Genomic DNA, 22,272 nt, shown 5'->3' on the forward strand with positions numbered 1-22,272 from the left:
CTTCTGGATCAAGAGGGCCGGGACACGGCGGTCCGGTAAAGCGATTCGAAGCGGTCGACCGAGTGGCCGAGCGTGAAATGGCCGGTTATGCGCTGCCGGGCCCGCCGGCCCATGGCCCGGCGTTCGGACTCGTCCAGCTCGGCCATGGCGACCATGCCTTGTGCAAGCGCGCGGCCGTCGCCCGCGGGAATGACGCGGCCCGCGTCGTTCAGCAGAAGGGCCGCATCGCCCACGTCGGTGGCAAGGCAGGGCAGTCCCACGCACATGGCTTCGCCCAGCACATTGGGAAAACCTTCGGTGCGCGAGTGCAGGCAGAACACGTCCATGGCGCTGAGGCAGCCTGCGACGTCGCTGCGTTCGCCCAGCAGGAAAAAGCGTTCAGGCTGCCCGGTTGCAGCAATCTGCCGGACAAGAGCCTCGTTGCCGGTGGTCAGTTCGCGTCCCACCATCAGGAAGCGCAGTTCGGGCCGCTGCCGCATTGCCGCCTGGGCGGCCTGGATGAATCCATGCTGGTCCTTGGCGGCGCTGTACCGGCCCAGCGACCCCACGACAAGGTGTTCCGGAGCGATGCCCAGCTCGCCGCGCAGCGCGTTGCGCGCGGCTTCCGAGTAGGTGAAGGCCCCGGGGTCGTAGCCGTTGTGGATGACCTCCATGCGTGCGCGGTCGTAGCCGGCGCGCGCATGGACCTCCAGGGCCGAGTCCGCCACGCATACGATGCGCCAGGGCAGATGGCGCGAGGCGAGGGCGCAGATGCGGCGCACCGCCCGCTTCAGCGGGGTGCCGCCGGCCTCGAAGTGCGAGTTGCGTATGCCCCAGAGAACGTGCCTGATGCCCAGCCGCCGTCCCGCCAGGCCGCCAAGCAGGTCGGCGTAATACATCCAGCACTGCAGCACGTCCGGGCGATGTGCGCGAAGCTGCCGTTCCAGCCGGGCATAGGTGCGCGGCGCATCGCGCAGCGAGCGCATGCCCAGGGCGCTTACCTCGATGCCGCCCGCCTCGAGGCGGGGGCCCAGCACACCCTTGCCCGTCAGCGAGATGACGCGGTGCTGGTACGCCGGATTGCCGCGATGGGCCTCGATCAGGCGATGCAGGAAGCGCTCGGCTCCACCCACGTCCAGGCCGACGATCACATGCGTGATGTGTATGGGCGTCGCCGTCATGTCCGCTGCTCCTGAAGCCACGACTGGAAGGCCAGTACGCACCATAGGCGCGAGGAATGGTCCTGCTCGCCATTCTGGTGCTTCCGCCAGGCGTGGCCGACGAGCTCTGCCCGCAGATAGCCTTCGCGGGCCATGCGCCCCGGTTCGATGAGGGCTTCGGCCCAATCGCGCAGGGGACCGCGCAGCCAGTCGGCCAGTGGTATGGAAAAGCCTTTCTTGGGGCGTTCCATCAGCGCCTTGGGCACGTGCCGGTAGAGCAGCTGGCGCAGGGGCCATTTGCCTTCGCCGTCGCGTATCTTCCATCCCAGCGGCATGCGCCAGGCCAGTTCCACCACGCGGTGGTCCAGCATCGGCACACGCACTTCCAGGCTGTGTGCCATGGCGGCGCGGTCGACCTTGACCAGAATGTCGTCGGGCATGTACATGCCGGCGCTGGCCGCCATCATGTAGTGCTCGAAGCTGTCCGTCTCCGCCAGGGCCGAAGCGTCTGTCAGCAGCGTGGGTGCTTCGCTCGAGCCGCGCACCAGCTGTTCGGGCCGCACCCAGTGGCTGCTGAGGCGGCGATAGAACTCGCGCTGGTCGGGTGAGGAAAGCAGGCTCGAGAGCTTGTGCAGCTTGTCGCCGTCCAGGCGCCGGCCGGGCCGGCTCAGGCCCGAACTGCGCAGGCGGCCCAGCATGGCGTCCCAGCCCGACGGCGCCACGCGGCTCAGCAAAGAAGTGGTGATCCCGCGCAGCGGCGCGGGTATCCGCTGGATGCGGCGCCACAGCCCGGGCGCGAAACGAAAGGTGTTGTAGCCTCCGAACAGCTCGTCGCCACCGTCGCCGCTGAGCGCCACCGTGACGTGCTGGCGCGTCAGCTTGCTGACCAGCAGCGTAGGTATCTGCGAGCTGTCCGCGAAGGGTTCGTCATAAATGCCCGCCAGCGTCGGGATCACGGCCAGCGCGTCTTCCGGACGCACGTAGAGTTCGGTGTGCTCGGTGCCTAGGTGCCGGGCAATGGCGGCGGCATGCGGCGCCTCGTCATAGCGCTGGTCGTCGAAGCCTATGGTGAATGTGCGCACCGGGCGGCTGCTGTGCGCCTGCATCAGCGCCACGATGGCGCTGCTGTCTATGCCTCCGCTCAGAAACGCGCCCAGCGGCACATCGGACAGCATCTGGCCGCGCACGCTTTGGGAAAGCTGCCGCTCCAGTGCATCGACCGCCTCTTCGGGACTGCCTTGCAGCGGCGCGTCCAGCCCGGCCGAAACGGCGCCGGCTATCGTCCAGAAAGGCAGGGGACGGGCCGCGCGCGCCTTGTCGGGCTGGCCCAGCGGCAGGGTCAGCCAGTGGCCCGGGGGCAGCTTGCTGACACCCTGATAAATGCTGTGCGGCGAGGCGATATAGCCATGCCGCATGAAGGACGCCAGGGCCGAGCGATCGACGTCGGCGCCGAAGGCCGGATGCTTGCTCAGCGCCTTGAGTTCCGAGCCGAAGATCAGGGTGCCGTTTTGCCAGGTCCAGTACAAGGGCTTTTCGCCCAGCCGGTCGCGCGCCAGCACGAGCTCCTGTTTCTGGCGGTCCCACAAGGCGAAGGCGAACATGCCGGCTGTCGCCCGCAGCATTTTCTCCACGCCCCAGGCGGTAGCGCAGGCCAGCAGGGTTTCCGTGTCGGAGTGGCCGCGCCAGTCCGGCGCCCGGCCTTCCGCCCGCAAGCGCTCGCGCAGTTCCAGATGGTTATAGATTTCGCCGTTGAAGGCAATGACGTAGCGCTGGTCATGCGAGGCCATGGGCTGGTGGCCGGCCCGCGACAGTTCCAGTACCGACAGCCTGCGATGGGCCAGGGCCAGGCCGCAGCGCTCGTCCACCCACACGCCGGCGTCGTCGGGGCCCCTGTGCACCAGGGTGTCCGCCATGCGGGTGGCGATGTCGCTTGGCGAGTCATTCGTTGCGAAGGAGTGAAAGCCGGTCAGGCCGCACATGGTGTTCCTTGAATAGGTTTCATTGCTGCGCTGTGGCGCAGGGAAGCAAGAGGGGCAGATAGGCGTCGACCACGCGGTCGACGCTGAAATCCTGGGCGCGCCGCCGCACGTCGGGGCGTTGCTCGTCCCGCAACGTCCGGTCCATGGCCTCGGCCAGCCCGTCGGCATCGCCGACGGCCGCCAATCGGCCCCAGCGGCCGCCCTCCAGGATTTCTTCGGGGCCGCTGGGGCAGGCGGTGCTGACCACCGGCGTGCCGCAGGCCATCGCTTCGACCAGCACGTTGCCAAAGCCTTCCCAGCGCGAGCTCAGCACGAATACGGCGGCGCGGCCCATCCAGGCGTAGGGGTTGGTCTGGAAGCCCGCCAGCAAGACGTCCCGCCCATGCTCCAGGGCGTCGATCTGCGCCTGCAGCTCGGCGCGCTGGCCGCCTTCGCCCAGAATGGCCAGCCGTGCGGGGCGTCGACGGCGCAGGAGCGAGAATGCGCGGATCAAGGTGCGAAAATCTTTTTCCGGGCTCAGGCGGCCGGCGGCGATTATCACGGGGGGTTCTTCCGGTGCGAACCAGGGATGGTCCAGAGGCTCCCTGGCCTTGGCCGCGAGGGCGGCGGTTTCGATAGGGTTGTGGCGCGTATGGATCAATGGTCGATCGATGCGCAGCGTATGCGCCAGATCGTCGGCGACGCCATCCGATACCGCGATGATGCTGTGCGCCCTGGCGTAGGCCGGGCGCATCAGCTTGGGCAGGCTCCAGGCCAGAAGGGGCTGCGATGCGGCCAGCAGCTGGCTCAGATTGGCATGCTCGGTGAACACCACGCGGGTGGGCGCGCCCGACAGCCGCCTGGCCCAATGGGCAATGACATTGACATAGTTCATGGCCGAAACCAGGGTGGCCGGCCGTTCGCTGCGCAGGTAGCGCGCAAGAGGCCACATTGCCCCCAGCGCGCGGCTCGCATCGAGCCCCACGATGCGCACCTGGCGCGAAACGTCGTTCAGATACACGCCGGCCTCGCGTGCCAGCACCAGGTCCACGTCCAGGTTGCGGGAAGCCAGGCCGTTTGCCAGCGACACCATGACGCGCTCGGCGCCGCCGCCGTTCAACGAAGGTATGAAAAGGGCGATGCGGCCGGCGGGCGCGGCGCTCGCCGTGCCATCCAGGGGCATGGCCATGGCGGCCGAATCAGACATGGGTTGCATGGCGAAAATCCCTGTCCAGCACCCGGCGTATCGGCTCCAGCCGCGCCGGGGTTTCGTCCAGCATCGAGGCGATGAGCTCGCGCGCGGGGCGCTTCGGAAACTCATCGAGCGCGACGCAGGCGTTGCGCTTGCCGCAGTAGGTGAACATCTGCAGAACCTTGGGGTCCCATTCGAAGCCGACCACCGGCACGTCCAGCGCCATGGCGGTCACGGCGGCGTGCATGCGATAAGCGGCCAGGGCCTTGTAGCCGCCCACGCGCTGGATCAGGTCGGCCGGCGAGCGAATGGAAGTGCAGACCAAAAGGCCCGGATACCTGGGCGACAGTTCAAGCCACAAGGCGCGGGCGAAGTCGTTGTCGGCCTCGGAGCCGTTGGAGAAGATCTCGATATGGTCGGCGCCGATCTTCTGTGCCAGTTCGCCCACCAGGGCGTCCCACCAGCGCATGGCATAAGCAGGGTCGGCCATGGGATGCTCGGGGGTGACCATCTTCAACACAGAAGGGGCGATGACGCCCAGGCCGACGATGTCGCTCCGCCCGGCCGGCGCATCGCCGCGCTCCAGGTACAGGCCGCTGTCGAAGCTGCAGATGATCTTGTGGTCGGAATCTTCCTCGCCGATCTCCTTGATCAGCGAGTAGGTGTTGCCGTCGCGGCATACGATGCATTCGACGGTGTCCGATTGAAGGATGCGCGCCATGATCAGCCGCCCCAGGCCGCTGTAGCGCCTGCCCGCGCCCACCGAGAAAAGCTTTACCGGCACGCGATGCCGTTCGCATTGCTGCACGATGCGCAGGATGAGCAGCGGAAAGTTCAGGAAGTTGTCCATCAATAGATTGCCGCCGCCTATCACCACCTGCTGGTAGCGCTGCACCTGGTATCCCGCCGCGATGGAGCGGTAGCGCGTGAAATAGAACAGCAGGGCGATGGCGTAGTTGACAAGCTCGATCCGCAGCAGGGCAGCCTGGACTTTGCGCAGCAGCGAACGCGGCTTGGGCCCGGCCTGCACGGCGTCGGCGCCCGCCGGCTGCGGGCGCCCGGGCCCGGTATCGGGCGTGCCGCCATAGAAATCGCGGAAGGCGGCAGGAAGGCCGTGCTGCGAGCACAGCTTCTCGATCGCCATCCTGATGATGCCGTCGCCCACGTTGCGTGATGAGTATTCACCGATGAACAGGGTCTGTTTCATTGAGTCGTCTCGTTCGGTCCGATAGGATGCGGGCGGTTCACGGCCGGCTCTCCGCCATTTTCTGGGCCGAGCCCTTGCGCCAGGCGCGCAGCTTGTCCCGCAGGAAGAGATAGCCGGCCACATGGGTGACATGGCTGAGCAGCAGGTAGAGCAGGGCGTAGCAGGCGGCGCCGGCCAGGGCGTGCCATGGGGCGGAGAGCGAGGCTGCTGCCATCAGCCAGGCCGTGGCGGCCGCGGCCAAGGCCGCCGCGGCGACGGGTTCCAGAATGTCGCGAAACTGGGCCCGCCAGGTGTAGCCGATGAGCTTGGCGCTGCAATGCATGTAGTAGATGCTGGACAACACGGACGCCACGATCTGGCCGGCCACGATGCCGGTAAGGCCGAACGGAATGGATGCCGCCAGCAGCAGCAGGTGGATGGCCTTCTTGGTCACCCCTGTATAAAGCGCCAGGTCCGTCCTGCCCTTGACCTTCAGCATATTGAAGTTGACGGTGTGGATGGGCAGCAGCAGGCCTGCCAGGCAAAGCAGCTGCAGATAGGGCACGGCCGGCGCCCAGCGCGCATCGAACGCGATCTGGAACAGGGGCGCGGCCAGCACCGTGATCAACAGCAGGGCGGGTGCGGTGATATAGAACAGCAACTGCAGAATAATGCGGTACATGCGGCGCAGGCCTTCCAGCTCGTCCTGCAGCTGGGCCATGGCCGGATAGGTGGCCTGCTGCACGGCGCTGTTCAGCTGGTCAACGATAAGGTCGCGTATGCGCTTGGCAAAGTAATACAGGCCCGTCGCCTCGGCGCTGAAGACGCGGCCTATGACAAGCACGTACGAGTTCTCGTACAGCACGTTCAGGGTGCTTTCCAGCGTCAGCTTCGAGCCGAATCCGAACATGCGCCGGAACGATTGCGTGCTGAAGCGCAGGCTGGCCCGCCAGCTTCCGGCCAGCCACAGCAACAAGGTCGAGACCAAGGCCGAGATCATGAACTGGGCCACCAGGCTCCAGACCCCCAGGCCCGCATAGGCCATCAGCACCGCCAGCGTTCCCGCGACCAGGGTGGCGGTGGAATTGATGCGCATCAGCGATCTGAAGTCCATGGCCCGGTTCAGCAATGCCAGTTGCACCACCTTGAAGGCATTGACGAAAAGCACCAGGCCCATGACCCGAATCAGCGGCACCAGCTCGGGCTGTTCATAGAAGCGGGCCACCCAGGGGGCGCAGGCATAGAGCGCCAGGTAGATCGCCAGGCTGAAGGCGAGGTTGGTCAGGAAGGCCGTCGAAAGATCGATGTCTTCCAGCTCTTTTTGCCGGATGATGGCCTGGCCAAATCCCGAGGTCATCAGCGCGTCCGCCAGGGCGTAGCAAATGGCTATCATGGCCATCAGCCCGAAGGCGTCGGGCGTAAGGAAGCGGGCCAGGAACAGCGTGAACACTACCGAGGCGCCCCGGCTTACCACCATATTGGCCAGGTTCCATGCGATGCCCTGGCCGACCCGGCTGCCCAGCGGGCTCATGCGGCGACCCTTTGCGTGTCGGCAGGCTCAGTCATTCGTCGAGCCATATTCATACTGCGTGTACTTGTAGCTGCCGTACTTGCCTCCGTAGCGGCGACTGGTAGCGGACAGATCGTTGAATATCACGCCGTTGATCCGAGCGCCCGACTGGCGCAGCCGCTTGGCGGACTCTTCCAGCTCGCCCAGGGTGCTGACTTCGGCGCGTGCCAGAAGGAAGACCGAACCGGCGTGTGAAGCAAGGGCCGTGGCGTCGGACACCGCCAGTATCGGCGTGGTGTCCAGCAACACGATGTCGTAGCGGCTCGCCAGGTCTTCGAGCGTCTTGGGCGTGGCGGGCGACAGCAGCAGTTCGGCGGGGTTCGGGGGCAGCACGCCGGTGGCGATCAGGTCCACATTGGGTAGGACCTCGCGGCGTATGGCCTGTTCGGCCGAGATGGTGCCGCTGATGAGTTCGCTCAGACCGCGGGCGCGTTCCTGCCCGAAGTACTGGTGAACATAGCCCTTGCGCAGGTCGGCGTCCACCAGCAGGACCCGCTTGCCGGCGGCGCCCAGCACGGCCGCGAAATTCACGCTGGTGAACGACTTGCCTATGCCGGGCGTGGGGCCGCTGAACAGCACGATATTGTTCGACGCGTCCAGCATGGCGAACTGCAGCGCGGTACGCAGGCTGCGCAGGCTTTCGACGGCCGGGTCCGAGGGAGCGGTGCTGGCCAGTACGTGATTGCCCGGTTTGCGGCCCATGATCTGCTGGTGCAGGTCGGTTTGGCGGCCGGTGTGCGGAACGGTGGCGAATACGTTCAGGCCCAGCGTGGATTCGATGTCGGCGGGGTCCTTGATGCCCGGGCGCATCATATTGCGTAGGAAGGCTGCGCCCACGCCCAGGATCAGGCCCAGCAGCAGGGCCACCGACAGCACCAGCGGTTTGTTGGGCTTGATGGGCCGGCCGGGCTCGACCGCCTTGTCCACCACCCGCACGTTGCCGATCTTGCCCTCCTTGATCAGCCGCAGCTGCTGGGCGCTGTTCAGCAGATTGACATACAACTCGCCGTTGACCTTCACGTCCTGCATCAGGGTCAGCAGGCGCTGCTCCAGGTCGGGCAGTGCGCTGATCTTGCGCGAGAGCTCCTCGATCTCCTTCTTGACCGCGGCGATCTGCCTGTCCACCACCTGCAGCGTGGGATGCTCGGCCGTATAGAGCGACGACAGTTCGCGCCGCTTCTGCTGCAGGGCGAAAAGCTGGGACTCGAGTTCCACCGAAGTGTGCAGCGAGAGCGACCCTTCGGTGCCCAGGTCGAAGGTGCCGTGTTCGTCGCGGAATGCGGTGTACCGGTCAGCGGCCTTGTCCATCTTGGCCTTGAGCTCGGGCAGAAAGTCGTCCAGGAAGGCCAGCGACTTCTCGGCCTCGGCGGCCTTGCGCTGTATGTTCTGTTCTACGTAGGCCTGGCCGATCGCATTCAGGATGCGGGTGATGCGCTGCGGGTCGGGCCCCGCCAGAACGGCGGAAAGCACGCCCGACTGCTTGCCTTTCTCGGAGATCTCCAGCGCGCCTTGCAGGCCCTTGATCATGGAGATGCGCGATTGGCGGCTTACGATGAATCGCGCGCCGGGCTTGGCGTGCAGTGCCGTGAGGCGGATGGCGGCGGGGGCTCCCCGCAGTTCGAAGGGAACGAGCTCGCCGATCTTGCCTTCGGCCAAAGTGTCTCCCTCGGGCCCCTGCACCATGTAGCCTTCCTGGGTGGCTATGACGTGAAGGCTCGTGCCTTCGAGTTCGGCCGGCATGTCCAGCCGGTCGAGTTCAATGGATTCCGCACCCCATACATACCCCTTCAAGCCGGGAAAGCCGGGGTTGGAAAGCGAATCTGACCGCGATGCCAGCCAACTGCCGATCAACGGCAGATAGTCGGGTCGGGCGCTAAGGTGCAGCCGCAGATCGTCGACGGCCTGGCCGATGACCAGCCGCGAGCGCAATATCTCGATCTCGGCCGAGGCGGGCGACTGCACATTGAACAGGGCCGCCATTTCGCTCAGCGCATTGGACGTGGTGGGGTCGCTTTGTTCCACCTGGATCAGACTGTCCGCCTGGTAGACGGGCTTGCTCAGGAAAGCGTACAGGACGCCGAAGAAAAGCACGGCCGCGGTAATGCCCGCGATCAGCCAGCGTGCCTCGATGAGGACGTCGAGCAGGCCCAGCAGGTCCATTTCTTCACCATCTTGCTGGTCTGCGAGGCTGGGCGGCATGTCTTTGGAGGTTGGATTCATCTTGGTCTTTGTGTGTTAACAGGCCCTAACCGATCTGGCGCAGGCGCCGGGCCCAGTTCTCGACGCCGCGCTGGATTGCGGCATGGGCTTGTTCGAATGCTTCGCGAGGCCGCTGGTAGGGGTCGGCTACCTCGAAGGGATCGTCGCCGGGGGTTTCACCCAGGCAGCGGATTTTTCCCCGTGCCAGGGGGTAGCGCGAGGCCAGTTCACGCTGCTGGCCGCTTTCCATGACCAGGATCAGGTCGGCCTCGGTACACATGGCGTCCGTGATCTGCCGCGCGCGATGGGCCGAAAGGTCGACTCCGTCACGCTGCGCGATTTCCTGTGCGGTGGCGTGCGCGGGCCGGCCGACCAGGGCGGCGATGCCGGCCGAGTGCACGGATTTTTCCGGAAAGTGGCGCCTCAGCAGGGCCTCGGCCACCGGGCTGCGGCAAATGTTGCCTATGCAGACGAGCAATATGGTGTTCATGGTCAGCGGGTGGTGTTGCGGGTATTGATGAACAGCGAGTTGTAGCTGGGCAGCAGGTTGCTGATGAAGCGGTTCCAGCGGACGACGGCGGCCGGATCCACGTAGACCACGTCCCGGGGCTGAAGCTGGAAGTCGTTGGCCAGCACGAATGCCGCGGGCGAACTGGCATCCAGGTGATAGATCTCGGGCAGTGCGTTCTCGCCACCCAGTTCATGCGGCATCTTGCGCACGACGTAGATCTGTCCCGGGTTCGAGGTCCAGGGATCGGGGCCGCCCGATTCCCCCAGGGCCTCGGTCAGCGACAGGCGGCCGTCATGCAGTGGCATGGAGCGGGGCGTCCAGACTTCTCCCATGACGAACACCTTGGTTTCATCCTGATTGAGCACGCGCAGCAGGTCGCCGTTGGCAAGCAGGATGCGGTTGGGGTTGACGCCCTGGCGAGTGAGCTTGGGCAGGTCTATGTGTATGGTGTGTTCCGCGCGGGTCAGTTCGATCGACGAGCGGTCGGCCTCGGGGCCGAAGCCCCCCGCCCGGTTGATGGCCTCGGGCAGCGTCATGGGCACGTCGTCCAGTGTCTGCAGCCCCGGCACCCGCACTTCGCCATCCACGTAGATGCGGCCGTTGCGGTAGGCCTGGACGCGCACGGTCACCTGCGGGTCGTGCACGAATTTCGCCAGCCGCCGCGTCAGCAGCTCGCGGGCTTCGTTCTCTGTCAGTCCCACGATCTTGATCGGGCCGATGAAGGGAAACTGTATCGTTCCGTCCGGATTCACGTTGTAGCCGTTGCCGACGTCGGCCTGGGTCGTCGAGCCCATGCTGCGGTTCGACGTGGCCGGAGTCAGGCCCAGCTCTGGATGGCCCCAGACCACGATGTTGACGATGTCGTTACGGCCGATGCGATAGGCCTTGCGGGTGCCGAACAGCTTCTTGACCTCTTTGCCGACGCCTTGCGATGAAGCCTGGCGCTGCTGCGCTATCAGGTCCGCGGTAATGGGAATCAGGGCGCCCTCGGGTGCGGCATCCGCCACGGCCGAGTCCTGCCCCGCGTCCATGCGCATGCCGGGCGCCATGGCGCAGGCCGAGAGCAGGGCGGAGGCGGCCAGCACGGCAAGGACAGTGCGCCAGCCGGTTGGCGGGACGTGTTCGGGAGTCGAAGTCGTCATCAATGATCTTTGTGTTGGAAAAGAAAGTGCGCAATCCGGCGGACAATAGCTACCGCAATGTTTGCGACGCATTGGCGTCGAACATCAGGGACATGCCGCTGCCCGGCGGCGGATCTGTTTGTGGGCGCCGCGTCGCGGCGCGGGGTTCAGGCGAGCTCCAACTGCTGCGGCTCGACCTTTACGGAGTGCTGCCTGCCCAGCAGGGCCAGCAGCACGACGATGCGTTTGGCCGAAACGGCCTGGACCAGGCCTTCGAGGCCCTCGAGGCCCGTATCTTTCAGGCGTACACGCCTGCCTGGCTGGATGTCGCCGATGGCGTGGGGTTCGGCCTGGCTGCGCCACGCCTCATAGCGTCGAATGGCGTCCAGGCTTTCGTCCGGCATGGTGGCCAGCTCGTCTCCAAACGCCACCAGTGAATGTATGCCGCGCGTCGAGCGCAGCGGGGCGATCGACTGGTCTGCTCGCGCGGGCCTGACGAAAAGATAACGGGGGAACATGGGTTCATGGTGTTCGGCCGGCTGCTCGGCCGAGCAGGCCGCGCGCTTCACGGTTCGGTACATGGGCAGATAGGTCTGAAAGCCTTGTCGCTCCGCGTTGTCCTGAGCCACGCCTTCCTGGCGGGGCTTGGTGTACGCCACAACCCAGGGTCGCGGATCGTCGCGCAACCGTTGCCTGGGCCCGAGGTCTGGACTTTCAATCGGCACTCCTGTTCTCCTTGCGTGTTGCCGCCCCGGCAGGAAGCCACGGGGCAGCAGCCAATTTATCATCGGGGATCAGTGCGCCTGTAACAAACAGCATGTGTTTACAACGGAAAGGCGGGACGGGCCCGCTGCAGAAGGCAAGGACTCTTATGCAGTTATTTCCCGCCCTTATGACAAAAAGACGAGGTGGGCGGACCGAGGTTGTTACCCGTGCCCGGCTGGCTGGGATGGCGTGCCGAACCACGCGCGGCTCCGCTCCGCGCCCGGCCCTGTGGCGATCTTGCGACGCCTTGTCCAGCCAGTCTCCATCGATGTGCGCGGGCATTCCATGTGACAGGGGGTGTATGGTATTCTGTTGAAAAGAAACGATATGTCACGCGCCGAAAAGAACGCGTCACAAGGTTGTCAAGAGCCGGGGGTTGCGGGCCGGCTTGTAGTGGTTGCGTATTGTTGCGCAAGCTATGCTTTGGTAGCCGGCAGCGCCGCCCTTTCTTTTTGCGGGTTCAACGCCATGCTTACATCTCAAAAGACCTACCCCGGTTCCGTCCATCCCGAGCTCAAATACGCCATGCGCGAGAACCTCATACGTTTGTCGCTACATTTCCTGGCCGGCATCATCCTGGGTGCATTTCTGCTGCCCGAAGGGGCAGGCATTGCGCTGGCCGCCGCTGCCGCCGCGGCAGGCGTCAAGGCCTTTTACGACTATCTCAAGCAGGGCGTCGACATCGCCGCCTGTATCAGCCTCGTGGCCGGTACGCTGGTCGTCATGCTGGCCGCCAGCTAAGGGCCAAGAGCCGGGGCGCCAAACAGGCTGTTCTTCAGCAGCAGGCCCTGGGGTCCCGTTTGAGTAGTTCGAATACTTATCTTCGGCGCCTGAACACGCCATACTGCGTTGCAAATCCTCGCGATAGCTACGGCTATCGCTGTGGTTTGCGCCTTGTCTGGCGCGCTCATGCATCCGAATATAAGTATTCGAACTAATCAAACGGGACACTAGGCAGTATCGGGCGCGGCCTCGGGGCCGGGGTCTGCCGCCGTCTGGCCGGCATCTTCCATGAACGTGGCAAGCAACTGCCTTGCCGTTTCCACCTGATCCGCCCGTACCAGCAATACCTGGGCGTTGAGGCTGTTCGAGACCGGCCCGGGATACATGGAGCTGAATGCGCCTCCTTGCATCACGAAGTCGATGCCGTACGCCTGCATCATTGATGTAATGACCACCGCTTCGGATTCAGAGCGCGGGGTGTAGACGGGTGTCATATCCATGTCTTCTCCTGGCACAGGCAAGCGATGCCCCATATTATCCCGGCCTGTCGCCGGATGCCCATGATCGGCATGCAGGAAAACCCTCGTGTGAAGGTTCGTGTATTGAATCAGAAAGGGTAAACGGCTTTAATCGATGAAGTCGTTTTCACGGCCCGCCTTTGCGGCGGCGCTTTCAGCTTTCAATACCCCCAGGAGGCAGGCATGGCATATTCATTTCCCGATCAGAATGGCTTGAGATTCATAGGCGACGAGCTTGGCATGGAGCTGACCCAGGCGGAAGCCGACAGCTATCACGAGTATCTCAGTGCCCTGACACCGGCTTTTCGCATGATAGAAAAGCTGCCCGACCTGGCCCCTGAAGTGAAGTACCCACGCACGCCGGGCTATCAGCCCGAAGGCGCGGATAATCCGCACAACGCCTGGTATTACAAGACCAGCATCAAGGGTGCTCCGCGGGGCAAGCTGCGCGGCAAGCGCATCGCCGTCAAGGACAACGTGCTGGTGGCGGGCGTGCCCCTGACCAATGGCGCCTCGGTGCTCGAGGGCTATGTGCCCGACACCGATGCCACCATCGTGACCCGCATGCTCGATGCCGGTGCCGAAATCGCGGGCAAGTCGGTGTGCGAATACCTGTGCTTTGCCACCAACAGCGCCACGGCCTCCACGGGGCCGGTGGACAACCCCCGCGCGCCCGGCCACACCACGGGCGGGTCCAGCAACGGCAGCGCGGCGCTCGTGGCCGCGCGCGAAGTCGACATGGCCATCGGCGCCGACCAGGCGGGCTCCATACGCATGCCCGCCTCGTTCTGCGGCATTGTCGGGCACAAGCCCACTTACGGGCTGGTGCCTTATACGGGCGTTCTGGGCATCGAATACTCCTTCGACCACGTCGGCCCCATGGCCGATACCGTGCAAGAGTGCGCGCTGCTGCTCGAGGTCATTGCGGGCGACGACGGCATCGACGGCCGCCAGAAGGGCGTGCGCACCCAGCCCTATACCAAGGCCCTGGGCAAGGGCGTAAAGGGAATGCGCATAGGCGTCGTACAGGAAGGGTTCGGGCGCCCCGAGTCCGAAGACGGCGTCGACAAATCGGTGCGTGCCGCGGTCAAGCGCCTGCAGAAGCAGGGCGCAACAGTCGACCTCATATCCATCCCGTGGCACAACATAGGCTCGGCGCTGTGGCTGCCCATCGGTATCGAAGGCTCGTACTACAACATGGTGCACGGGCACGGCATTACCTATGGCGCCAATTCCGCTTATTCGCTTTCATTCATGAGGGCCATGGCGGCCTGGACGCAGCACGCCAACGAGCTGGCGCCCACCATCAAGGGCTCTTTGCTTACCGGCGCGGTGCTGCATCAGCACGGCGGCCGCCTGTACGCCAAGGCGCGCAATCTCGTGCGGCGCCTGCGCGCCGAGTACGACGCCTGGCTTGAACAATACGATGTGCTGGTCATGCCCACCACTCCCATGACGGCAACCGAGCTGGTGTCCGAATACGCGTCGCCCAAAGAAGTGCTTGAAGCCAGTTGGGGGCCGCTCAACAATACCTGCCCGTTCGACCTGACCGGGCATCCCGCCATCTCGGTATGCTGCGGCCTGTCCGACGGCAAGCCGGTGGGGCTGATGGTGATAGGACGCCATTTCGAAGACGCCACGGTATTCCAGGTTGCCGATGCCGCGCATCAGCAGCAATAGGCTGTCTTGCGGCCGGCTGGTGTAGCCGGCCGCTTCGCGCTGTTCTTGCAGGGGTTGATTTTGCGTGCCATGCGGCATGGCGGGCCGGCGCTTGCCGGCGGCGTCAGCCGGTAAAGAGTTCGGCCGGCAGGTGCTTCATGGCTTCGTAGGTCATGCCTATGTGTTCCGAAAGCACCCGGCAGGCGGTTTCGGAATCATGCGCCAGGGCGGCGTCGAGTATGGCCTGGTGCTCGCTGTGCACGTCGCGCGGAATGGGCTTGCGCATGATGGCCAGGCGCCGATAGCGCTCGGCCTGCTGATACAGAATGCCCAGAAAGTGTCGGATCCAGGGCGATGTACAGGCGCTGATCAGCGCCTGATGGAATTCACGGTTGCGTTCTTCCCATTCGTCGAAGTGGTCGGCGGGCGTGCCGTCGAGCCGTTTTTCGGCGCGATCGAGCCGGTGGAAGGCGGCAACCAGCTGGCTTTCCCAGACGTCGTCGCCATGGCGCATCGATTGCCGCAAGGCCTCGCACTCGAGCAGGATGCGGGTTTGGGTGATGTCGCGGAAGTCGGCCATCGACATGGGCTTTACGTGGAAACCGCGCTGGTCTTGCGCCACCACCAGAGCGTCGGATACCAGCAAGGCCAGCGCCTCGCGCAGCGTGCCGGCGCCCACCCCGTATGAATCCTTGAGGTGCTCGACCCTGAGCCTTGCGCCCGGCGCGAGCCTGCCTTCGATGATGTCGCGGCGCAGGCTGCGATAGGCCGTGCCGACCAAAGTCTTGGATGTGCCGCCAGAAACCGGCTCGGGGTCGGCCACCAGGGGCAACGCGGATTCAACAGGACGATCCATAGCGATATAAGGGCAGAAGGCCGGATTGGCCGTATGTTCAGGCTATTCTACATGAATCGCGCTGTTTATTTATATTTTATTTAAATCTCGATAAAATGAGTTGACGCCGATATTTTGAAGAATTATCCTAAGCAACAGGAAACGATGGGCCGTCCACGGCGGCACAAGGAGACAACAGTGATTCATCTGCATGACATCCGTTATGTCAGGTTGGGTACGCCCGATCTGGACACCGCAGTGAAGTACGCGACCGATCTGCTGGGCTTGGGGGTGGCGCGCCGCGACGGCAAGGCGGTCTACCTGCGCTCCGACAGCCGTGACCACACCCTGTGTTATTTCGAGGGCGATCCGCAAGACCATACCGCGGCGTTCGAGGTGGACACCGCCGAAGAGCTCGACAATGCGGCGGCCGTGCTCGAGGCCAAGGGGTACAAGGTCGTCCGCGGCACGGCCGAGCAGGCCGAGCAGCGCTACGTGCGCGAATTCATCAATTTCAAGGACCCGTCCGGCAACAGCATCGATCTCGTCCATGCGCCGCATCACAGCGGGCGCCGCTACTTCCCTTCGCGCGATGCGGGCATTACAGGCTTCAGCCACATCGGGCTGCGCACCCTCGATGGCCGGCGCGACGAAGCCTTCTGGACGAGCCTGCTGGGCGCCAAGGTCAGCGACCGCATCGGCGAGGCCCCGTTGCTGCGCATCGATGAAGTGCACCACAAGATCGCGCTGTTCCCTTCCACCTATCCGGGCGTGCAGCACATCAATCACCAGGTCGAAAGCGTCGACGATGTCATGCGGGCCTACTACATCATGCTCGAGCGCAACATACCCATCAAGTTCGGTCCGGGGCGCCATCCTACTTCGGGGGCGATCTTCCTGTATTTCGAAGGCCCCGACGGCATGATCTACGAATACTCCACGGGTGTGCGCCTTATTACCGAAGAAGACGAAAAAACCTATCGTCCGCGGGCCTTCCCGGCGATACCCTCGTCTTTTTGCATGTGGGGCGCCAAGCCCGACATCCCGGAGTTCAAGACATGACGCAGTCCGCTTCCAAGCCGGTCGCCCGCGCCGCGCAGCAGCAGCTCGTCCGCCTGGCCGCCCGCGCGCTTGCCCGCGCCAATCTGGTTCATGCCTATGGCCATTGCAGCATGCGGCTCGACGAAGGGCATTTTCTGGTTTGCGCGGCCAAGCCCATGGGCCTGATCCGAGATGATGACGAAGGCACGGTGGTCGGCGTCGAAGGCGAACTGCCCGAGGGCGTGCTGGGCGAAGTGCGCATTCATCAACAAATATACCAGCGCCGTCCCGAGGTGGGGGCGGTCGTGCGCAGCATGCCCCGCGACGTCATGACCTTGTCGGCGGCGGGCATCACACCGGCCCCAAGGCACGGAATGGGCGCTTATTTTTCGCCTGGCGTGCCCTTGTGGGACGACGTCCAGCTGATCCGAAGCGAACAGCAGGCCTGCGGCGTGGCCGAGGCCATGGGTGCGGGGGCCGCGGTGGTCATGCGGGGCAACGGCGCGGTGGTTGCCGCTGAGTCGCTCGAAAAGACCGTGGCGCTTACCTGGTATCTGGAAGACGCGGCTCGCATCGAGCTGCAGCTGCGCAGCGCCGGGCTGGCCTCCAACGACGGCATCCTGTCGCACCAGGCCGCCCAGCAGCGCGCCACCAGCGCCGGGCGCATCTTCGAACGCATGTGGGAATACCTGATTGCCGGCGATATCCAGTCGACCGGCGCCTTTATGAACGAGAAAGCACAATGAACGATTTCAAGAATTTCATCAATGGCCAGTGGGTCGGCTCGGACAAGACCTTCGAGAACCGCAACCCGGTCGACAACAGCCTTATCGGCCTGGTGCATGAAGCCAGCGCCAGCCAGGTGGACGAGGCCGTGCGCGCCGCGCGCGCCGCGCTTACGGGGCCCTGGGCCCAGCTGAAAACGCAGCAGCGCGTCGACCTGCTGCATGCGCTGGTCGATGGCATCGAGCGGCGTTTCGACGATTTCCTCGATGCCGAGATCAAGGACACCGGCAAGCCGCACGTGCTGGCCAGCCATGTCGACATTCCGCGCGGCGCGGCCAACTTCAAGGTTTTCGCCGACCTCATCCGCAACATTCCCACCGAAACCTTTCCCATGGACACGCCCGACGGCGGAAGGGCGCTGAACTACGGCGTGCGCACGCCGCGCGGCGTCATCGGTGTCGTCTGCCCCTGGAACCTGCCCTTGCTGCTGATGACCTGGAAGGTGGGCCCCGCCCTGGCCTGCGGCAACACCGTGGTGGTGAAGCCATCCGAAGAAACCCCCGCCACGGCCACGCTGCTGGGCGAGGTCATGAACGAAGTGGGCATCCCCGCCGGCGTCTACAACGTCGTGCACGGCTTTGGTCCCGACTCGGCCGGCCAGTTCCTTACCGAGCATCCCGACGTCGACGGCATCACCTTCACGGGCGAGACCGGCACGGGCGAGGTCATCATGAAGGCCGCCGCCAAGGGCGTGCGCCCCGTGTCGTTCGAGCTGGGTGGCAAGAACCCGGGCATTGTGTTCGCCGACGCCGACTTCGACAAGGCGGTTGCGGGCATCACTCGCTCGGCTTTCGAAAACTCCGGCCAGGTGTGCCTGGGCACTGAACGGGTTTATGTGCAGCGGCCCATCTTCGAGCGCTTCGTCCAGGCCCTGAAAGAAAAGGCCGAGTCCTTCAAGCTGGCCGATCCGTACGAAAAAGGCATGAACTTCGGGCCTCTCGTTTCGCTGGTCCATCGCAAGAAGGTGCTGGGCTACTACGAGAAGGCGCGCGCCGAAGGCGCCACCATCGTCACCGGCGGCGGCGTGCCCGATATGCCCGCGCCCATGGATCAGGGCGCCTGGGTCCAACCCACCATCTGGACGGGCCTGCCCGAGACCTCGCCGGTAATACGCGAAGAAATCTTCGGCCCTTGCTGCCATATCACGCCCTTCGACACCGAAGAAGAAGTCATCGCCATGGCCAACGCCACCTCCTACGGCCTGGCCGCTACGGTGTGGACGCAAGACCTGGGTACGGCGCATCGGCTGGGCGCGGCCCTGAACGTGGGCCTGTGCTGGATCAATTCCTGGTTCCTGCGCGATCTGCGCACTTCGTTCGGCGGCGCCAAGCAGTCGGGTATCGGGCGCGAAGGGGGCGTGCACTCCATGGAGTTCTATACTGAACTGCGCAATGTGTGCATAAAACTGTAAACAGTCCGGGAAGGCCATGAACGAACAGAAAATACAGCAATACGGCGACGCGCTCTATCAGGCCCTGGTCGAGCGGAAAGCGATCGATCCGCTCACCACCTCAGAGCCCGACATTACCATACAAGATGCCTACCGCATCCAGCTGCGCATGATCGAGCGGCGGCTGCAAGACGGCACCGAGCAGGTAATCGGCAAGAAAATAGGCGTGACCAGCCGGGCGGTAATGGACATGCTCAAGGTCGACCAGCCCGACTTCGGCCACCTTACGTCCTCGATGGTGTACGGCGACGGCGCGGCCATTCCCGCCGACACGCTCATCGCGCCCAAGGCCGAGGGCGAGATCGCCTTCGTGCTCAAGCACGACCTGTGCGGACCCGGCATTACCAATGCCGACGTGCTGCGCGCCACCGAATACGTGCTGCCCTGCTTCGAGATCGTCGACTCCCGCATCCGCGACTGGAAGATACGCATCCAGGACACCGTGGCCGACAACGCATCGTCGGGGGTATTCGTACTGGGAGACGCGGCGGCCGACCCGCGCAAGATCGATCTGTCCCTGGTGGGCATGACGCTTGAAAAGAACGGCGACGTGGTCGCTACCGGCGCGGGCGCGGCGGCCCTGGGCCATCCGCTCAATGCGGTTGCGTGGCTGGCCAATACGCTGGGCGAGCTGGGCATGTCGCTGCGCGCGGGCGAAGTGATTCTGTCGGGCTCGCTGGCAGCCATGGTTCCGGCCCAGGCCGGAGACAATCTGCGGGTCAGCCTGGGCGGCATCGGCTCGGTGGGCGTACGATTCATCTAAGGACACACATCATGGCGCTAGACAAGGCAACCATACAGAAACTCGCCGTCCACTTGGACGAGGCCGAAATGCAGTGCAAGGAAGTCATCAAGATCACCGATGACCATCCCGACATGGACTGGGACGACGCCTACGCGGTGCAAGATGCGCTGCGGGCGATCAAGACCTCGCGCGGCGTGCGCATCACCGGGCTCAAGATGGGCCTGACCTCGCATGCCAAGATGAAGCAGATGGGCGTGGTGGACCCGGTGCGCGGCTTTCTTACCGACTACGGCGTGCTGGCCGATGGCGGCGAATGCGATACCTCCTCCCTCATTCACCCCAAGGTCGAAGCCGAGATCGCCTTCGTCACCAAGAAGCCGCTGAAGGGGCCGGGCTGCCACATCGGCGCGGTGCTCGCGGCGACCGATTTCGTGCTGCCGGGGCTCGAGATCATCGACTCGCGCTACAAGGATTTCAAGTTCGACCTAAAGAGCGTGGTTGCCGACAACACTTCGGCCGCACGCTATGTGGTGGGCGGAAGCGCGCGCAGCGCCTTGGGCATCGATCTCAAGAACCTGGGCGTGGTCATGGAGAAAAACGGCGAAGTCGTGGCCACGGCCGCCGGCTCTGCGGTACTGGGGCATCCGGCGCAAAGCGTGGCCATGCTGGCCAATATGCTGGGCGCGCGCGGCGAAGAGATTCCCGCCGGCACGCTGATCCTTACCGGTGGCGTCACCGAAGCGGTGGCGGTCGGCAAGGGCGACAACATTACGGTGCGCTATCAGCACCTGGGCTCGCTCTCACTGCGTTTCGTGTAGCGTTCCCGCATCTAGACTAAGGAAACTGACATGACACAAGCAGGCAAGATCAAAGTGGGCATCATCGGCTCGGGCAACATCGGCACCGATCTCATGATCAAGGTGCTGCGCCAGAGCCGCAACCTGGAAATGGCCGCCATGGTGGGCATCGACCCCAAGTCGGACGGCCTGGCGCGCGCCCAGCGCATGAATGTACCCATTACCTCGGACGGCATCGACGGCCTGGTCGCCATGCCCGGGTTTGCGGATATTCGCATCGTGTTCGACGCCACGTCGGCGGGCGCGCACAAGCGGCACAACGAGATATTGCAGCAGCATGGCGTGCAGGTCATCGACCTTACTCCGGCGGCCATCGGGCCCTACGTCATACCGTCCATCAACCTGGACGAAAAGCTCGACGCGACCAACATCAACATGGTCACCTGCGGCGGCCAGGCCACCATACCCATGGTCAAGGCCGTGTCCAACGTGGCCAAGGTGCACTATGCCGAGATCGTGGCCTCGATATCCAGCCGTTCGGCCGGACCGGGCACGCGGGCCAACATCGACGAGTTCACCGAAACCACCTCCAAGGCCATCCAGGTGCTGGGCGGCGCTTCGCGCGGCAAGGCCATCATCATCCTGAACCCGGCCGAGCCGCCGCTGATCATGCGCGACACCATCTTCACGCTGTCCGAGCCGGCCGATCAGGACGCCATCCGCGAAAGCGTGCAGGCCATGGTGAACGATGTACAGCAATATGTGCCCGGCTACCGCCTCAAGCAGGAAGTGCAGTTCGACCTGTACGACGAGAACCGGCCGCTCAACGTGCCGGGCCTGGGCAAGCTGGCAGGCCTCAAAACCTCCGTCTTCCTCGAGGTCGAGGGCGCGGCGCACTATCTTCCCGCCTACGCGGGCAATCTGGACATCATGACTTCGGCGGCGCTGGCTTGCGCCGAACGCCTGGCTGAAACCCGCATGAGCGGCATGGCCGTTTGACGCGGCAAGGAGCGACACCATGAGCGACAAAAAACTTTATATCTCCGACGTAACGCTGCGCGACGGCAGCCACGCCATCCGCCACCAGTACAGCGTTGCGAACGTGCGCCAGATTGCCAAGGCGCTTGACGAGGCGCGCGTCGACTCGATCGAGGTCGCGCACGGCGACGGCCTGTCGGGCTCGAGCTTCAACTATGGCTTTGGCGCCCACACCGACCTGGAGTGGATCGAGGCCGTGGCCGACAGCGTCAGCCACGCCAAGGTGGCGACCTTGCTGCTGCCGGGCGTGGGCACGGTGCACGACCTGCGCGCGGCGTACGACGCGGGCGCCCGCATCGTGCGCGTGGCCACGCATTGCACCGAGGCCGACATCTCGAAGCAGCACATCGAGTATGCCCGCGAACTGGGCATGGATACCGTGGGCTTCCTGATGATGAGCCACATGAACGAGCCCGCCAAGCTGGCCCAGCAGGCCAAGCTGATGGAAAGCTACGGCGCGACCTGCGTCTATGTGGTCGATTCGGGCGGCGCGCTCAACATGAACGACGTGCGCGACCGGTTCCGCGCCTTCAAGGACGCGCTCAAGCCCGAAACTGAAACAGGCATGCACGCCCACCACAACCTGTCGCTGGGCGTGGCCAACTCCATCATTGCGGTGGAAGAGGGCTGCGACCGCATCGATGCCAGCCTGGCCGGCATGGGCGCGGGCGCGGGCAATGCGCCGCTCGAGGTCTTCATCGCGGCGGCCGAGCGCATGGGCTGGAACCACGGCTGCGACCTGTACAAGCTGATGGATGCGGCCGACGACATCGTGCGTCCCCTGCAAGACCGTCCCGTTCGGGTCGACCGCGAAACCCTTGCACTGGGCTATGCGGGCGTCTATTCCAGCTTTCTGCGGCACGCCGAGGCGGCGGCCGAGAAATACGGTCTCAAGACCGTGGACATTCTCGTCGAACTGGGCCGGCGCCGCATGGTGGGCGGGCAGGAAGACATGATCGTGGACGTGGCGCTCGACCTGCTGCAGAAAGAAACCCAGAAAGAAACCGCCTGACCGGGCGTGCGGCACTATGCCGCAAAC

General features: G+C 64.6%; 20 protein-coding genes. 9 read left to right on the forward strand and 11 right to left on the reverse strand.

Annotated features, from left to right (window positions below):
- Positions 1–8: 8 nt before the first annotated feature.
- The 9 genes from C7440_RS12310 to C7440_RS12350 all read right to left on the reverse strand — a co-directional run bounded on the left by C7440_RS12310 (position 9) and on the right by C7440_RS12350 (position 11,601).
- Entirely contained in the window at positions 9–1,160 is a 1,152-nt protein-coding gene (locus C7440_RS12310; protein ID WP_116518756.1) for a glycosyltransferase family 4 protein, read from the reverse strand.
- Positions 1,157–3,118, reverse strand: a complete 1,962-nt coding sequence (gene asnB, locus C7440_RS12315) for an asparagine synthase (glutamine-hydrolyzing) (protein ID WP_116518757.1) — start codon at positions 3,116–3,118, stop codon at positions 1,157–1,159. Before asnB ends, C7440_RS12310 begins: the two co-directional genes overlap by 4 nt.
- A 19-nt stretch (positions 3,119–3,137) precedes the next feature.
- On the reverse strand, positions 3,138–4,313 hold the full coding sequence (locus C7440_RS12320; RefSeq protein ID WP_116518758.1) for a glycosyltransferase: 1,176 nt from the start codon (positions 4,311–4,313) through the stop codon (positions 3,138–3,140).
- On the reverse strand, positions 4,297–5,496 hold the full coding sequence (locus tag C7440_RS12325) for a polysaccharide pyruvyl transferase family protein (RefSeq protein ID WP_116518759.1): 1,200 nt from the start codon (positions 5,494–5,496) through the stop codon (positions 4,297–4,299). The genes C7440_RS12320 and C7440_RS12325 overlap by 17 nt, the downstream gene beginning before the upstream one ends.
- Positions 5,497–5,533: 37 nt before the next feature.
- Positions 5,534–7,006, reverse strand: coding sequence for a lipopolysaccharide biosynthesis protein (locus C7440_RS12330; RefSeq protein WP_017522669.1), 1,473 nt, complete (start codon positions 7,004–7,006; stop codon positions 5,534–5,536).
- A 27-nt stretch (positions 7,007–7,033) separates the two neighbouring features.
- Positions 7,034–9,265 carry a polysaccharide biosynthesis tyrosine autokinase gene (locus C7440_RS12335; protein WP_017522670.1) on the reverse strand — a complete coding sequence of 744 codons (2,232 nt, stop codon included), beginning with the start codon at positions 9,263–9,265 and terminating at the stop codon, positions 7,034–7,036.
- Positions 9,266–9,290: 25 nt separating this feature from the next.
- Entirely contained in the window at positions 9,291–9,734 is a 444-nt protein-coding gene (locus tag C7440_RS12340) for a low molecular weight protein-tyrosine-phosphatase (protein ID WP_116518760.1), read from the reverse strand.
- A gap of 2 nt (positions 9,735–9,736) precedes the next feature.
- On the reverse strand, positions 9,737–10,897 hold the full coding sequence (locus C7440_RS12345) for a polysaccharide biosynthesis/export family protein (protein ID WP_116518761.1): 1,161 nt from the start codon (positions 10,895–10,897) through the stop codon (positions 9,737–9,739).
- Positions 10,898–11,043: 146 nt separating this feature from the next.
- Positions 11,044–11,601 carry a transcriptional activator RfaH gene (locus C7440_RS12350; protein ID WP_165832576.1) on the reverse strand — a complete coding sequence of 186 codons (558 nt, stop codon included), beginning with the start codon at positions 11,599–11,601 and terminating at the stop codon, positions 11,044–11,046.
- A 508-nt stretch (positions 11,602–12,109) separates the two neighbouring features.
- On the opposite strand from C7440_RS12350, the gene C7440_RS12355 reads away from it, so the two are divergent.
- The gene (locus C7440_RS12355) at positions 12,110–12,382 is read left to right on the forward strand and encodes a hypothetical protein (protein WP_051019197.1); all 273 of its coding nucleotides are present in this window, start codon (positions 12,110–12,112) and stop codon (positions 12,380–12,382) included.
- Positions 12,383–12,591: 209 nt separating this feature from the next.
- Here the strand turns inward: C7440_RS12355 and C7440_RS12360 are convergent, their stop codons facing one another.
- The gene (locus C7440_RS12360; protein ID WP_116518763.1) at positions 12,592–12,864 is read right to left on the reverse strand and encodes a hypothetical protein; all 273 of its coding nucleotides are present in this window, start codon (positions 12,862–12,864) and stop codon (positions 12,592–12,594) included.
- A 201-nt stretch (positions 12,865–13,065) separates the two neighbouring features.
- Here C7440_RS12360 and C7440_RS12365 point away from each other — a divergent pair, with 201 nt between their 5' ends.
- The gene (locus tag C7440_RS12365; RefSeq protein ID WP_026067579.1) at positions 13,066–14,562 is read left to right on the forward strand and encodes an amidase; all 1,497 of its coding nucleotides are present in this window, start codon (positions 13,066–13,068) and stop codon (positions 14,560–14,562) included.
- 103 nt (positions 14,563–14,665) lie between these two features.
- Here C7440_RS12365 and C7440_RS12370 read toward each other — a convergent pair whose 3' ends face one another.
- The gene (locus C7440_RS12370; RefSeq protein ID WP_243410901.1) at positions 14,666–15,397 is read right to left on the reverse strand and encodes a GntR family transcriptional regulator; all 732 of its coding nucleotides are present in this window, start codon (positions 15,395–15,397) and stop codon (positions 14,666–14,668) included.
- 177 nt (positions 15,398–15,574) lie between these two features.
- Between C7440_RS12370 and C7440_RS12375 the strand changes: the two genes are divergently transcribed.
- Genes C7440_RS12375 through dmpG form a run of 7 tightly spaced genes read left to right on the forward strand, consistent with a single transcriptional unit; the run spans position 15,575 to position 22,245 of the window.
- The gene (locus tag C7440_RS12375) at positions 15,575–16,438 is read left to right on the forward strand and encodes a VOC family protein (protein WP_116518765.1); all 864 of its coding nucleotides are present in this window, start codon (positions 15,575–15,577) and stop codon (positions 16,436–16,438) included.
- Positions 16,435–17,163: a class II aldolase/adducin family protein gene (locus C7440_RS12380; protein ID WP_116518766.1), complete on the forward strand. Its 729-nt coding sequence runs from the start codon at positions 16,435–16,437 to the stop codon at positions 17,161–17,163. The genes C7440_RS12375 and C7440_RS12380 overlap by 4 nt, the downstream gene beginning before the upstream one ends.
- Positions 17,160–18,614, forward strand: a complete 1,455-nt coding sequence (locus C7440_RS12385) for a 2-hydroxymuconic semialdehyde dehydrogenase (RefSeq protein ID WP_116518767.1) — start codon at positions 17,160–17,162, stop codon at positions 18,612–18,614. The genes C7440_RS12380 and C7440_RS12385 overlap by 4 nt, the downstream gene beginning before the upstream one ends.
- Before the next feature lie 16 nt (positions 18,615–18,630).
- Positions 18,631–19,416 (forward strand): 2-oxopent-4-enoate hydratase, encoded by a 786-nt coding sequence (gene dmpE, locus C7440_RS12390; protein ID WP_116518768.1) that lies wholly within the window; start codon positions 18,631–18,633, stop codon positions 19,414–19,416.
- A gap of 11 nt (positions 19,417–19,427) precedes the next feature.
- A complete protein-coding gene (gene dmpH / locus C7440_RS12395; RefSeq protein WP_116518769.1) occupies positions 19,428–20,216 on the forward strand; it encodes a 2-oxo-3-hexenedioate decarboxylase in 789 nt (262 codons plus the stop codon).
- Positions 20,217–20,246: 30 nt separating this feature from the next.
- A complete protein-coding gene (locus C7440_RS12400) occupies positions 20,247–21,194 on the forward strand; it encodes an acetaldehyde dehydrogenase (acetylating) (protein ID WP_116518770.1) in 948 nt (315 codons plus the stop codon).
- Positions 21,195–21,213: 19 nt separating this feature from the next.
- Positions 21,214–22,245, forward strand: a complete 1,032-nt coding sequence (gene dmpG / locus C7440_RS12405; RefSeq protein WP_017522684.1) for a 4-hydroxy-2-oxovalerate aldolase — start codon at positions 21,214–21,216, stop codon at positions 22,243–22,245.
- Positions 22,246–22,272: the final 27 nt, after the last annotated feature.

This window comes from Pusillimonas noertemannii (assembly GCF_003096595.1).
GTDB classification, from domain to species: domain Bacteria; phylum Pseudomonadota; class Gammaproteobacteria; order Burkholderiales; family Burkholderiaceae_B; genus Pusillimonas; species Pusillimonas noertemannii.